This window comes from Microbulbifer variabilis ATCC 700307 (genome assembly GCF_000380565.1).
In the GTDB taxonomy this organism is placed as follows: domain Bacteria; phylum Pseudomonadota; class Gammaproteobacteria; order Pseudomonadales; family Cellvibrionaceae; genus Microbulbifer; species Microbulbifer variabilis.
This window is the reverse complement of sequence record NZ_AQYJ01000023.1, coordinates 61,052-76,780: the sequence shown is the minus strand read 5'-3', so window position 1 is coordinate 76,780 and position 15,729 is coordinate 61,052. Positions and strand designations below refer to the sequence as shown.

The window sequence follows — 15,729 nt, the reverse complement described above, 5'->3', positions numbered from 1 at the left end:
ATAATAAAATGAATCAATTAATCAGCAAAATAAAAACCAATCAAGTCGCAATTTGGCTGGATGGAGAACAACTGCGCCTCAACAGCAAAAAAGATTTATCGAACAGCGATCTATTAGAGTTAATCAAAGAGCAAAAATCGTCATTAACTCGCCTATTGAAATTTAATCATATTTACAGTAAAGGCGACTTTATCAATAGGATAATATTTTCCACACCCGAAGAGAAGTCTGAACTTAGTTTTGCCCAGGAAAGGTTATTATTTATTCATCAGTGGCAGCAAGGAAGTAATGCCTATCATATCCCGCACCTGATTCGACTATCCGATGATATTAACTACCCGGCATTAGTAGACGCCATTCAGTATATGGTTAGGCGCCATCCCATACTCAACACCATTTATCGCCTTCATGAAAATGGTGATGCTTACCAGCAGGTCCTTGATACCCCCTTAACTATTCGCTGTATATCAAAAAAGGACAATGCTGCTCTGTTAAATGGGCTGCAAGAAGCCATAGAGCAGGACTTTGACCTGGCCAAAGGAAGACCGTTTAGGGTTATTCGACTTGATTCTCCCCAAGGAGCTTTTGTACTTTTTGTCTGGCACCATATTGCATTTGACGGCTGGTCAGCACAGATTTTTTTTACCGAATTATCTCATGCCTATTCTTCTTACTGTCTTGGGCAGGAGCCACAGCTCGCACAGATAGACATTCGGTACAGCGATTATGCCGTATGGCAAAGAGCATTTTTACAAGGAGAAGAATTACGAAATCTAGAGAATTATTGGCTTGAGCAACTGAATGGTTACAGCTCACTTCATTTATTCACAGATAGACCACGTCCGCCCCAACTCGATTACCGTGGGCAGATTTTGAAATTTTCTTTGGATACAAAGCTTTCACACCAATTAAGACTGTTAGCCCGAGAACAGAAGACAACACTGTATAGCCTAATGCTTAGCGGTTTTTATCTGTTACTTTCGACTTTAAGCGGCCAGAAAGACTTAGTTATCGGCACACCGTCAGAAAATCGTCACCATGCACAAACTCAGGGCGTGATAGGTTTTTTTGTTAACCTATTAGCGTTAAGGGGAGAAATAGATGAGAGCTTCACAATTGCACAATGGATATATAAAGTTCATCAGCTTGTTCTAGGGGCCAAAGTTCACCAGGAGCTACCTTTTGAACGCTTAGTTAAACTGCTTAATGTGGAACGGGACCCTTCCCGTCATCCTCTGTTTCAGGTCGTATTCAGCCTAGAGAATACCTCGTCGAAGATCCGCGAAGAAGATAAAAACCTTCCATTTACTCAGCAGTCCTTAAGTGAGCTTAACCAAGGACTTTCAGATGACGAATCACAAGAGGGCATGCAGTATAATCAAGAGTATTCCCCTGCTAAATTTGATTTAAGTTTACATATTAATGACGGGCAGGTTGAACTTGACGGTTTTATTAATTTTTCTACTAGTTTATTTGACCTGCAGACAATTACTAGATTCTCCACTTTATATCAAAGGATACTGGCGGAGATAGTTGCTGATGTACAGCAACCTATTGCCGATATGGACTTGATTTGTGAACAGGAGAGGAAAACCTTGTTGGTTGACTGGGTCAAAACCACACCATGCTCCCCACAAAATTTATGTCTTCACCAATTGTTTGAAATCCAGGCTAGGTCATTTGCCGATAAACCCGCGTTAACTTTTAAGCAGCAAACGTTAAGTTATGACCAATTAAATAATAGAGCTAACCAACTCGCTTTAAAGCTCCAGGCTGATTATCAATCAGCATATGGAGAGCACCTTAAATCCGGCACGCTGATCGGTATTTTCCTCGATCATAGCATGGAAATGGTGATTAGTATTATTGCAATTCTTAAAACGGGTTGCGCATACGTACCCATCTCTCCCAATTACCCATCAAGCAGAACCTTGTATATCCTCCAGGATACTGAAGTACCCATAGTCATCACCGACAATAAATACACTGGTACCTTTACGGCACTCTCTGGCGAACTTGAGCTAACACCCGTATTAGTATTTGCAGATGCTTCTGTACCCTTAGCTGATGACGTCAGCCTCATACCTGTCAGCGATATTGAGCCTCAAGATTTGGCTTACGTAATTTATACCTCAGGTACGACAGGCAAACCTAAGGGAGTGCTACAAACTCATGAAAATGTGATGCGGCTGTTAGAAAGCACCCGGGCAGATTTGAGCTTCGATGATAACGATACCTGGGTCTTATATCACTCCTATACCTTTGACTTCAGTGTTTGGGAACTTTGGGGAGCCCTGACCACAGGCGGAAAGCTGGTAGTACCGACAACCGAAATCAAGACGGACCTTCCCGGATTCGTCCGCCTGTGTCAGCAAGAGCAAGTGACGGTGTTAAACCAAACGCCGGCTGCATTTTATGCCCTGGTTGATACATTGAGGTTCACTGGTGAACCTCTTGTATTACTTCGCTTGGTGATTTTGGGTGGGGAGAAATTAAATATTGAACAACTTAAAGAGTGGTGGAATACCAATGGTAGTAAGTCAATTAGGCTGGTAAATATGTATGGCCTCACAGAGACAACCGTGACTGCAACTTACAAAGAGCTGACAGTCGATGAAGATACCAGCCGTTCCAACATTGGGCGGCCCTTAAAACATATGAAGGCATATGTTCTCAATAGTAGATTAAAACCTTTACCTATCGGTGCCCCGGGTGAATTACATATAGGGGGAGCAGGATTGGCCAGGGAGTACCTCAATAGGGCGGAGCTCACAGCTGAAAAATTTATTAAAAATCCATTTATTTCACCAGAGGACGAGGTTAATACTCGACTTTATAAAACTGGTGATTTAGTCCGTTGGTTACCTAATGGCGAGCTGGAGTATTTAGGGCGAAATGATTCTCAAGTGAAGATCCGGGGTTATCGCATTGAATTAGGTGAAATTGAAGCTGTTCTTGCACAACATCCCAGGGTGCAGCAGGTGGCAGTAATAGACAGGTGCCAAGAAGAGAATAAGTACCTTGCTGCTTATGTGGTTCTAAGTGAAAAACAAGAATCAACTATTGATGAGTTAAAAGCTTTTGTTTCGGTTCACTTACCTGCCTATATGATACCAACAACCTTTACTTTGCTTGACGTTTTGCCGTTGACAATTAGCGGAAAACTAAATCGAAACGCACTGCCACTTCCCAATTTTACCACCGTAGCAGAATATGTTGAACCAGAAAATGAATTAGAGCGCGAGTTGTGCTTAATTTGGGAGAAGCTATTAGGTGTAGAGACCATAGGTGTACTTGACAATTTCTTTGATTTAGGCGGAGACTCAATATTGCTACTTAAAGTTTATCATCACTGTAGTCGCAGTAATATCCGAGTTTCGCCTAAATTACTTAATGAACAACCAACCATTAGGGGCTTGGCAGAAAAGATAAAATCACAATCTATACCTAACTTTTCATCCTGCACAGAAAATGAAATTGTTGACTTTTTGAAAGATTATAATGAGTTTAGAAAATTTATGACTTTCAATGGTGATAGTAATAAAACTGGTTTATTTTTGATTCCTGCGGCAGCAGGGCCAGAAACTTTTATCCCACTGGTGGAAAAGCTTGATATCGATCGTCCGGTCCAATTATTGGAAAACATACAGGTGTACAGCGGTCGACAAATTAGATTGAACCATTTGATTGATTACTATTTAGCCGTGATACGTAAAAAGCAGCCGGGTGGACCATATTTTCTGGGGGGCTACTGCGAAGGAGCCATGGTTTCTCTCGGTATTGCTCAAAAGCTGGAAGCTTTAGGGGAGCAAGTTGAAATGTTGTTTTTAATTGATCCTGTAGTAATCACCATAGAACAAACTATGATTGATACTATAAAACAAGATTCCAGATTACTCGAATGTGGCCGTTTTGAAGCGGAAATGGTTGATACATTTCTATTTTATGCCGAATATGTTAAATCACTCCAACCCTATGGCGGACCTGCGATTTTCTTTGAAGGTAGCAGTGTCTCTGATGAAGCAACCCCGACACAAACCCTTGCTTTGATCAATGACTATATTGACATTCAAGGCGTATTTAAAAAGGGCTTCTCAACACCAAAAAATGGGTTCGAAGATCTGTTATTAAATTGCGATTATATTTCTATTAAAGCCAAACACGAGCGGGTCATGATCGAAGATGAGACGCTGAATACTATAGCCATGGCAATTAACCGTAAATTATCTGCTGGACAACAAACGTATCTAGCACCAGAAGCTCAAACTACAGAAATGTAAACCTGATTTTTCCAGGGGAGGGATTCGTCTTTTACAGAGTACGAATTCCCCTAAACAGGAAATTATGATTCTGGTATAGCCTTAAAATTATGTTTAAATTCAGTCAATCTCTAAATTATTTCCAACATCTCTCTAATACTTGAATATGTTTCATTAAGTATGATTGCCCTACAACTGATATCCGCCGGGGCTTTCAGGGGTATTACAGAGTTTTTCAGGGGCTCCTTAGGATGGGTTTATGAAGCGAATAGAATTAATCCGTTTATACGGATTTCAAATGGGATGGGGTTTTTTCTCCACCTATTTAATATTGCCTATATTAACGCCTTTGTTTTTAGCTATGGGTATGTCTATGCCGCAGCTGGGGATGATACTGGCAGTCATGGGGTTGTCAGTGATGCTTTTTGAATTACCTACTGGTAGCTTGGCGGATCAGATCGGTCGGAAAAAGGTATACTTAGTCTCTTTGACAATGGCTATGACTTGTTACGTGGTGCTATTGGTTTGGCAAAGTTTCTATGGAGCCTTGGTGGCGATGTTTTTATGGGGAGCTAGCCAGGCATTATTTTCAGGATCTTTAAATGCCTGGTTTGTAGAATGCTTTAACCAAGCTGAAGGTACAATGAGCCTACAGGAGGGTTTTGCGCGTATCGCGACTCGTGCCGGACTCATCGGAGCCCTAGGTGCACTATGCTGCGCCTTGGTCGTAGGAAGTGGGGAATATTTCGGACATCATGATCTGGATCTATATCGGGGACTTATATTTTTGGCGTTGCTAAGTAGTTTACTCTTGTTCGCCTTCACCAAGACAAAGATCAGAGAGAATCGTGTATTTGATCGTTTTCGACTTTCAAATATCAGTCAAATACCCAGCCAGCTCAGTTTAGGTATTAAAGCCTGTTACTCGCCATCACTATGGCGCTTGTTGTTGACTGTTATATTACTGACTCCAATAGCCAGTGCTATCGAAAAATATTGGCCGGTACGCTTAGAGGCCTTATCAGGCGATATGTCCGTGGGCTGGCTGTACGGATTATTAATGGCAATGATCATGCTATTAGGCAGTCTGTCAGCGAGAATTACTACCTGGATGACTCAATTTTTGAACCATCAATTGGGGAAAGTACTTTTGATAGCCAGCCTGATAAAATTATCTTTAGTGATGTTACTGGCGCTGTCTGGAGATTTGTTACTGTTTGTAAGTTTATTCTTATTGTTTAATTTTAGTATCGGTCTGGGGCTTTCTGCCTCTGCCCAGTTACAACATGAAGCAGTGGAGGACGAAGTCAGGTCAACTGTTGATTCCATCTTTTCATTAACAACTCGCTTTGGCGGTGTTATTGGTTCACTGGTTTGTGGTTTTGGCGCAGCCGTAATGGGATTGAACAATACTTGGTTATTGCTAGCAGCCATGGGGCTGTGTGGCAGTTGTATATTTTTGAGCCCGGAATTTAACCCCAAAGTAATAGCCAAAGACAGGCGAATGATAGAGCAAGGTTAGCGTCCAGTCTCATCCCCCTTCGGGGGGATTACCTACTTGCAGGAAAGCGATTGAATTCCTTAGGGTGGTTATATCGTCAAAACTTCTTTCTATTTTGAACATTCCTCTATCTCACCCCAGATAACCGGTCATTCGTGGATTTAAAGATTCAGCACCCGGGCTAAACGACATCTAATATAAGCCTCATTCCATAAGCGGCATCCATGGTCGCTTTGACTACACCCATATCGCAATTCTTGGTGGCTGATACGTCGCTCTCAATAAGGTGTTGGCTAATCTGTAGAAGGAGCTGAGATGGTGTGCTTATTGAGAAAAAAAGAAAAAACGTAGGGAAGAAGCACGGCATTCAGCATTCCATTAGCATTGAGCGGCCTAATAGTGAAATAGGCAGACTTCAAATCTGCTCAGCCATATGTAGAACAAAATCTCCCCAGCCCCCATTTCACAGGATTTAACCCACTTTTTGTGCCAAAATTTAGCAGTTTCCCCGCCCAAAACCCGCAGATTGCCCCTACTCGCGCCGATTGCTAAGATGCGCGCCTGCCGCTATGGCCCGGCTTCCCCTCTGGTTCCGTATTGCAACACTGGGGCTGCCAGCAAACCGATTCTCCCAAGCGTTACCCTCGCCTATCCGCAATGCGGAGGCCCGAGGCTTTCCACAGGAAAAGCGGTACCGAGGCCAGGTGCTATTTTTAACCGCGAGCGCACCGCGACGACTCCCTGCGACTACAGGAACGAAGTTTATGACCCAACCATCGCTGCAGCAGTTGGAACAACACGACGCCTTTATCCATCGCCATATTGGCCCCGATGCCAAACAGGTAGAGGCCATGCTGGAAACCCTCGGAGTTGCCAGCCTCGAAGAGCTGATCGAGAAAACCGTGCCCGAAGCCATTCGCAAGACCGATGAGCTGGATCTGGCCGATGCGATCAATGAAGTGGAGGCCCTCGCAGAGCTAAAAGATATTGCGGCGCGCAACAAGATCTACCGTACCTTTATAGGTATGGGTTACCACGATACCATTACCCCCAATGTGATCCTGCGCAATGTGCTGGAGAACCCGGGTTGGTACACCGCCTATACCCCTTACCAGCCGGAAATTGCCCAGGGCCGCCTGGAAGGCCTGCTGAACTTCCAGCAGATGATTATGGACCTCACCGGTATGGAACTGGCCAACGCCTCCATGCTGGATGAAGGTACCGCAGCAGCTGAAGCCATGGCCATGTGTAAGCGCCAGGTCAAACGCAACAAATCCAACGTCTACTTTGTGGACCAGGACTGCCACCCGCAGACCATCGCCGTCGTTAAAACCCGCGCCGAGCACTTCGGCTTCGAGGTCGTTGTAGGCGATGTGGAGAAAGATATCCCCGCCGAGCTGTTCGGCGCCCTGCTGCAATACCCCGGCAGCACCGGTCGCGTGCGCGACCTGACCGATATCATCACCAAGGTGCACGAAGCCAACGCCCTGGTAACCGTGGCCGCAGATCTGATGAGCCTGGTAGCCCTGAGAGCGCCGGGTGATATGGGTGCAGACGTAGTTGTTGGCTGTAACCAACGCTTCGGCATCCCCATGGGCTACGGTGGTCCCCACGCTGGTTTCTTCGCCTTCCGCGAAGCTTACAAGCGCTCCGCACCGGGTCGTATTATCGGCGTTTCCGTCGACAGCAAAGGCAAGCGTGCCCTGCGCATGGCCATGCAAACCCGCGAACAGCATATTCGCCGCGAGAAAGCCAACTCCAACATCTGTACTTCCCAGGTGCTGTTGGCGGTAATGAGCGCTTTCTATGCGATTTACCACGGCCCTGAAGGCCTGAAAACCATCGCTGCCCGCATCCAGCGCCTGGCAGATATTCTCGCTTCCGCCCTACAGCAGGAAGGCTTCAATCTGGCCCACGACAGTTGGTTCGATACCCTGAATGTCACCGTTGGCGCCAAGCAGGAAGAGATTTACCAGCGTGCCCTGGCCGCTGAGATCAACCTGCGTAAAATTGGTGAAGACGCCCTGGGTGTGAGCCTGAGTGAGACCGCCACCCTGCAGGATGTGTCCGACCTGATCAATGCCTTTATCGGCACCGAACACAGCATCGATCTGCATACTCTGGACAGCGAAATTGCCAGCAAGGGCTCTCTGGGTGTACCCGCCGCCCTGGCGCGCGATACCGAATTCCTAACTCACCCAGTGTTCAACACCTACCACTCCGAGACCGAGATGCTGCGCTACCTCAAGTCTCTGGAAGCCAAGGATATCGCCCTGAATCACTCCATGATTCCCCTGGGCTCCTGCACCATGAAATTGAATGCCACAGCCGAGATGATCCCGGTCACCTGGCCCGAGTTCGGCAAGCTGCACCCCTTCGCACCCGTAGATCAAGCGGAAGGCTACGCGGAAATGTTCCGCCAGCTCCAGCAGATGCTGTCCGCCTGTACCGGTTACGATGCGGTGAGCCTGCAGCCCAACGCCGGTTCCCAGGGCGAATACGCTGGCCTGGTTGCTATCAAGAAGTACTTCGAAGCGAAGGGCGAAACCCAGCGCGACATCTGCCTGATTCCCGCCTCTGCCCACGGCACCAACCCGGCTTCCGCCATGATGGTGAGCATGAAAGTGGTTGTGGTTACCTGTGATGATAAAGGCAATGTGGATATCGAAGACCTGAAAGCCAAAATCGAAGAGCATGGCGACCGCGTTGCCGCACTAATGGTCACCTACCCATCTACCCACGGGGTATTTGAGGAAGGTATCCGTGAAGTTTGCGACCTGGTACACCAGGCTGGCGGCCAGGTTTATATCGACGGCGCCAACATGAACGCCTTGATCGGCGTAGCGGCTCCGGGCCAGTTCGGTGGTGACGTATCCCATCTGAACTTGCACAAAACTTTCTGTATCCCTCACGGTGGTGGCGGCCCCGGTATGGGTCCGATCGCTGTTGGCGAACATCTGAAGCCCTACCTGGCAGCCCACCCGGTGACTGAAGTACCGGAAACCAACCTGGATAACGGCACCATCTCCGCTGCTCCCTGGGGCTCCGCCAGTATCCTGCCGATCAGCTGGATGTATATCCGCATGATGGGTAAGCAGGGTATGAAGCAGGCTACCGAGATGGCAATCCTGAACGCCAACTACGTAGCCAAGAAGCTGGGTGAGCACTACTCACTGCTCTACACCGGCACCAATGGCTTTGTTGCCCACGAGTGCTTGGTTGACCTGCGCCCCCTCAAGGAGGCCAGCGGTATCACTGAAGAGGATATCGCCAAGCGCCTGATGGACTTTGGCTTCCACTCCCCCACCATGTCCTTCCCGGTAGCCGGCACCCTGATGATCGAGCCTACCGAAAGCGAATCCAAGGGTGAGCTGGATCGCTTTATCGAAGCGATGGCAACAATTCGCCAGGAAGTGGAAGATGTAACCAGCGGTAAATATTCTTCTGAGGACAACCCGCTGCACAACGCCCCTCACACCCTTGAGGACGTGATGAGCGAAGAGTGGACCCACAGCTACTCCCGCGATATCGCTGCGCGGCCGGCAGCGTGGTTAAAAGAACACAAGGTGTGGCCGGCTGCTAACCGTATCGACAACGTATACGGCGACCGCAACCTGATCTGCTCCTGCCCTCCGATCGAGAGCTACGCCGAGTAAAATCCAACACTCTCACAGGTGGATTTAAAAGCGGGCTATATGCCCGCTTTTCTATATCATTAAGCACAATCAAAAATTACTAATCTATAAAGCTACACGAAAAGGAGTCGAAGTGAAGAAAACTGTGATCGGTCTATCCTTCCTGGCTATATCAAGTCCATCATTAGCAAGCGTAGCTATGCCCAGCTACCAGATTCCAGAAACTGTTGGTGTTCTACCCGATGGGAGGCTGGAAATTAATTTTCCGCAAGCTTTTAATTCCGCATGTACAGATGGAAGTGGCAAACGTATTTATATTGAAGTAGGGAACTCCCAAGGCGTAACTCACGAGTCCATTAAACAAATTCAAAGTGTAGTTCTAGCTGCTCATGCTGCTCGAATACCAATTAAGTTTTGGTATGATCGGCCAAACAATGGGGCCATCTGTGAGGGAGGCAAGGTAGTAATGGCTTCGTAAAGTTGTTTCTAAGTACTGAGTAGGGGAAGCACTGCTGTTACCAACGTAAAAAGATATCAGGCTACCCCCGCTTGACTCAAAGAAATGAAAATTGACCCAACATAGTAATTTTAGAATAAATACCAGAGTCAATAATTGAGTACACCTTTTTCACTCCCTTGAACTACTTTTCAATCTCCATTTTTTTTAAGACCTACCCCGCTTCATCGACTAATGCCAATTCCCACGGGGCTCTCAGCCAGGGTTTATATAATCACTTAAGGCAATTAGGGATCTCTGAAGTACCTGGCCATACTGTAGAAAGATAGCTGCTAGAATCTTTAGTCACATTAAAAATCATAGTGCCGCCACCAAGATTATTATTCTCATTACACGATGCTAAAGCGCTCGCTGCAGAAGCAGTATTCAACACAGTAGAAGCGCCAACACCCAACTTGGATCTATCGACCCCCAAATTTAAGTAATTCTGAATTCGTGAAGTACAGCTTGAGCCCAACCAATAGCTCATCTCCCAACCATAAGTTAATTGGTCGCCCAGTTTCTTCCCATTCCATTCAGCCTGAAAAGCATCGGTATCACTCCAAAGTGCTTTAGAAATAATTTTGTTAGGCATCTTCTCTCGTAATGCACTAGTCACTTTTACCAAGGAGTCAGAATAGGTTTGGCTGCACTGCGAGTACTCATCATCAATATCAATACCATCCAACCCATATTGATCCACGGCATCTTTGAGCTGCTGCGCGAAGTCATCAGCGGACTGCTCATCGGCAAAACAGGACCAACCTGCATTTTGGTGATTTCCGAGAACGCTGAGTACCACCTTCGTACCCTTGTTTTGTAAATCTTGCACTGTACTCAAATTGTTATTGAGCAGGTCTGACACTTGATCATTGAAATGCAAAACAGCTTTCTGTCCATCGTAATTAATATTTGCCGCGAAGATAACAGCTATATCGAACAACTGACTACCATCGCTCTCTGTAAAGCAGCCCGCATTGCCCAGGTTATTACTGTTAACCTCTATGTAGGCAACTTTCGGAGCAGATCCACTTTCCTGGGGAGTATCAGATTTACACAGTGTTGAGCCCAGCTCACGTATTTCATTCTTGCGTGAACCACACCCATATCCACTGCCATCCATGGAGGCATTATCGGCAAGGTTTGCAATTTCCCAGTCCCCCAGAACCGAACACAGCTCATCTTTATAAATTTGCGCCTCAAGATAGGTAACCGGGTCTGCATCGGATGAACAACTGCTTCCACTCACAACATGTGGTGCTGAAGGTTGTGATTTACAAAGAGCTTTAGTTAGTTGGCGACCGTCACTCCCTGAGAGCTGACAATTTGCTCCAACATTTTCAATTGAAGCACCATTTGATAAACCCACCAGATCACCATTATCGAGCAAAGCGCAAAACTCATCAGGATAATTAAGAGCCTCGGAGTAACTCACCGCTATCATATCAGATGGACAAACCTCTGAGTTAACCACTTCAACATCCGCATGTGCACTGGCATGAAAGAGTGCTATGGCGCAAGCAATTTGAATTGCCCTTAGACTTTGTTGCTTCATTTTAAAAACCTATTTTTATTATCAATTTTTATAGATAGGCGACCTCAAAAATCATCAGCCACCAAACTGAAATATAACCAATAACCTGACACAAATAAACTATTTAAATAGGGAGGTTATAGCGATCACAATCGAATCATACTTACCTGATAGTACAGGCCTTACCTATGATTCATTTATTTAAATACCAAAATTCCAAACGCACAAAATTATTAAAATAATAGCCTTTTATAATTTACAAACTTATAAATAAAAAAGGAGCGTGGAATTTATATTCCACGCCCAAAACTACGATCAAGAGAGATTAAAACTTATAATTAGCACCAACATATAAACGACGCCCAGAGTAGCCATTGTAAGCCAGCCGATTTTCCTGCTTCCAGTACTGCTCCACAACTTCCTCTGTCAAGTTAATAATAGAGGCAGTAATATTAAAGTTATCAGTGAAGGTATAGGTTGCGTTCAGGTCTAATTGACCATAATCTTTGTCATAGATAGGGTAATCCTTATGTATACTTACAACCCTGTCATCCACCCAATTATAAGAGGCACGAACACCAAACTTTTCGTTTTCATAGAATGCAGATACATTATATTGGTGCCTTGCGGTACCAGGTATCTCAGAGTCCATTGACTTACCATTGCGAATAATTGTGGAAGTGCCGGTATCAGTGAATGTGTAGTTGGCCATAAGACCGAAGCCGCTTTCGAAAGCATGTTGTGCAAACAACTCCACCCCTCTCGACGTTGAATGTCCTCCCCCTATCTGAGTGCTCATATCCACTTCAATAGGGCCATTACAACAATCGTGCTCACGCTCAACGACTTCATTCACTGCAATTGGAAGATTGACGATATCTTTATCAAATAAAGTTATACCCAATGCAGAGCCTTCGGCATAATACCACTCCAGTCCCGAATCAAACTGCGTGGATATCATGGGTTCTAAGTCGGTATTTGCAGCTGTTCCACTTCCTCGACCAGTCCATTCATCCTTAGAAATAATATTAACTGGTGGACCATAAGTTTCTGCCTGCCCCAGAAAAGCGTAACTCACCCTTGACATGGCTCTAGAGGCTGTAAATCGTGCTACCAGATTATCAGTTAGATCCCAAGCAATATTCAAACTTGGCAGAAACTCATCTGTGGTATTACTACGTGAATTACCAATAACTTCATCTGATTCCATTCCGGAAATATCGTCATACGTTTCCGTAGATAATTTTGTGCTGACATAGCGAACCCCAAAATTACCGCGGAAGTCTCGCCATGCAAAATCTGCTTGCGCATAGGTTGAGAATATTTCTTCATCGATCGTATATGTGCCAGATAGCACAGGTACAACAGCGAGATCGAAGTTTCCACTTACATAGTCCATCAAGGCATCAATATCAAATGCCAGGAAATCAATAGCACCAGTATTACCTGCACTATTATCTACAACTTTATTACTAAGTAGAGTAGAAGTATCTGGGTGGAAATCAGGATTGTGGAACCACTGAGAACCGGATAGCCAGCCTCGATAACCACCATTATCTGCAATACCGTCATCCCATACAAAAATATTTCTATAGGATCTAGCCTCATGATCCCTATACTTTGTGCCCACATAAAACTTATTAACAATTCCCCAGTTAGTATCAAATGCTAAATCTAACTGGTAGTAACTCTCTTCGTCGCTATTTTCTATAGCATCTGAACCAAACCAGTCATAATAGGGATAAGCTTCAGTATCTATAGTGAGATCTGTGGAAACTTCATAACTGGGCTTACCGTCTGCAATTGACCAAAGCCAGCTATCTACTGAGCCGTAGCGAGCATCCATATTGGCGTATGTGGATTCAGAAGTTCCTCCCTCTGCCTCTGTATGCCCTAAATTTATAGTTGCAGTATAAAAGTCACCCTCATAGATGACTTCAAAATCATAAGTATTGGATTCTGATGCACCCCTGGTTTTATAACCAGTCAGCTGGGGAGACAACAAACCACGGTATACATCTACACCACCATTTACATCCCCATCCCCCCAGTTATTTTCATTAAGATTACCATTATCATTAAACCCATAGGAGACAACCGTATCCCCATCCACCTCTATACCATAGTAAGCATCATCAAACTGATTCCACTCCGCAAATGTTAGTCTTTGGGTATTGCTGTCATAACCAAACTTGGAACCAAAATAATTAAAACCAAGCTCCAAACGCTCAGTCGGTCGCCACTGAATAGCAAGTTGGTATCCATCACGGGTTCGGTCTTGAGTCGAGTTGGTAATATGTAGCGCTCGGGGCGCCCATACATCGTTGTAAACTTCACCGGTGGTCTGGTCAACAAGGGGCGGCATTTCTGCATCTTCATTAGTATCTGAGTGCAAACGCCAGTAATCAGCATAGTTATTAATTCCAGTTACAGTGCGATCCTGGCTGGTATACCCCACTAAAATACCAAATGTCTCGCTTTCATTTTTCCAGGAGTAGAAAGCGTTATATTGTGGTTCCCACTCTTCAGTGGTATCTGAGTAAGTTGCCTCTGTGCCGATTACCCCTTGCCCAGCATCTAAATCAAGAGGTTTGTGGCTATGGAGGATAACGGTACCACCCACTCCACCTTCATCAATTCTAGCCTCGGGGCTTTTATAAACCTCTGCCCGACTAATCATGCTGGCAGGAAGTAATAAATAGTTAAAATTTCGGGAAGGAGCTTCGCTACCGGAAGTGGCAATATAGTTTCCATTCAACTGAGTAAGCGTCCACTCAGGACTGGTTCCCCGAATACTAACCGTACTACCTTCACCACCACTGCGGTCAATAGTTATACCTGGCACACGCTGAAGAGAATCTGCAACATTCTTATCTGGGAACTTACCAATATCCTCTGCAGTAATGGCATCTACTACAGCAAGGGAATCTCTTTTTATTTCAAGGTTCCTGATAGCACTCTCAAGGATTCCAATTACTTCAACTTCTTCTAATCTCTCATCAGAATCGGAAGTATCTTCCGCGATCGCCATGCTACTAACGACCAGCGAGATAGCAGCAACCATAGACTTCCGCGTGAAGCCCCTGCTCCAAGTATTAACCATTTTTCGGCTATTCTTTTTCAATATTTTCATAGCATCCCAACTTTCTTTTTTTTCTCTCACTGGTTCAAAATCGCCAGCCCCACTGGAGGGCTGGCATAAAACTGTCAGGGGACCCTAAACCCCAAAAAGACAGTTCATTTGTTGAGCTCTAAAACCCTAAAAAAAAACCCTGATGAAGAGGTAATCAATACTGGGACACTAATGAAACGAAATCGGCGTTTTGGATTTTAAGAGAAAAATAAGCAGTCATAGAAAGCCAAATATCAACCAGCTAACTACCTGTTTTTAGAGGTAAAAACCTATGTCAAACTTAGGTATAGAATTTCCGGAAATGAATGAAATGGGCGGCTATCAACTCATCAGGAGAGGATAACGCAGTATTCTCTCCAGAGTCGCTGAGGGTACTCAGCTTAATTGATCTTTATATATTGGACTGAACTTCATCACGATAATTTGCTGGAAGCTGTCCAAACATGCCTTTGAAGTGTCTACTGAAGTAACTATGCGACGTAAATCCCACTCGATAAGCAATTTCAGATATTGGGCTTTGCGTTTCCACTAACATACGGCGAGAGTTCTCTAATCTGACTTCCCGAACAAATTGCATAGGTGTTTTATCCAGATATTTTTTGAAACGCCGCTCTAATGCACTCACCGATAAACTCGCGGCCTCTGCCAAATCTTCCACTGCAATTGGCTGGCTATAGTTATTTTTTATGTATTCAACTGGCCTTTTAAGTTTGTCCATTCTAGAGAGAGTCTTAACTGTCTCTTTAAGATCTCGAGCTACGCCATAGGTACCTATGATTTCTCCACTGGCACTCTTTAAGGGGCGTTTTGATGTCGTAAACCAAACTAACTCGCCTGTTTTACCAATATTCAATTCCAGCCGATCTGTAATCGTCTCTCCTGCCATCACCCTTTTATCATCACGCATATAGTTTTTAGCGAGATAAGAAGGGGAGAAGTCCATATCTGAGCGGCCTACTACCTGATGCAAGGATCTGCATCCGACATGCTCAATAAACTCCCGGTTACAATGAACCACATAGCCGGATTCATCTTTTACCCAAAAAATAATATCTGATATAAGATCAAATACTGCAATGATCTGCTGAGTAGAGACTTGCTCTAAAATTGATTCGTACTTCATTATTCTTATCTACATTTTTAGTACTAACCGAAACCCATGCTTTACTAC

General features: G+C 45.0%; 7 protein-coding genes. 4 read left to right on the top strand and 3 right to left on the bottom strand.

Annotation, left to right across the window (positions count from 1 at the left end; translation table 11 throughout):
• Positions 1 to 8: 8 nt before the first annotated feature.
• The 4 genes from G367_RS23195 (at position 9) to G367_RS0105615 (ending at position 9,873) form a co-directional block, all read left to right on the top strand.
• Complete coding sequence (locus G367_RS23195; protein ID WP_020412136.1) at positions 9 to 4,280, top strand: non-ribosomal peptide synthetase; 4,272 nt, start codon at positions 9 to 11, stop codon at positions 4,278 to 4,280.
• Positions 4,281 to 4,518: 238 nt separating this feature from the next.
• The gene (locus tag G367_RS23190) at positions 4,519 to 5,781 is read left to right on the top strand and encodes an MFS transporter (protein ID WP_083922681.1); all 1,263 of its coding nucleotides are present in this window, start codon (positions 4,519 to 4,521) and stop codon (positions 5,779 to 5,781) included.
• 743 nt (positions 5,782 to 6,524) lie between these two features.
• Positions 6,525 to 9,416: an aminomethyl-transferring glycine dehydrogenase gene (gene gcvP / locus G367_RS0105620; protein ID WP_020412132.1), complete on the top strand. Its 2,892-nt coding sequence runs from the start codon at positions 6,525 to 6,527 to the stop codon at positions 9,414 to 9,416.
• A gap of 112 nt (positions 9,417 to 9,528) precedes the next feature.
• Positions 9,529 to 9,873: a hypothetical protein gene (locus G367_RS0105615; protein ID WP_157533367.1), complete on the top strand. Its 345-nt coding sequence runs from the start codon at positions 9,529 to 9,531 to the stop codon at positions 9,871 to 9,873.
• 253 nt (positions 9,874 to 10,126) lie between these two features.
• On the opposite strand, the gene G367_RS24925 is transcribed toward G367_RS0105615, so the two are convergent.
• From G367_RS24925 to G367_RS0105600, 3 genes are all read right to left on the bottom strand, one after another.
• Positions 10,127 to 11,446, bottom strand: coding sequence for a glycosyl hydrolase family 18 protein (locus tag G367_RS24925; RefSeq protein ID WP_083922680.1), 1,320 nt, complete (start codon positions 11,444 to 11,446; stop codon positions 10,127 to 10,129).
• Between the two features lie 304 nt (positions 11,447 to 11,750).
• A complete protein-coding gene (locus tag G367_RS0105605) occupies positions 11,751 to 14,588 on the bottom strand; it encodes a TonB-dependent receptor (RefSeq protein WP_020412129.1) in 2,838 nt (945 codons plus the stop codon).
• 361 nt (positions 14,589 to 14,949) lie between these two features.
• Positions 14,950 to 15,681, bottom strand: coding sequence for an AraC family transcriptional regulator (locus G367_RS0105600; RefSeq protein ID WP_020412128.1), 732 nt, complete (start codon positions 15,679 to 15,681; stop codon positions 14,950 to 14,952).
• Positions 15,682 to 15,729: the final 48 nt, after the last annotated feature.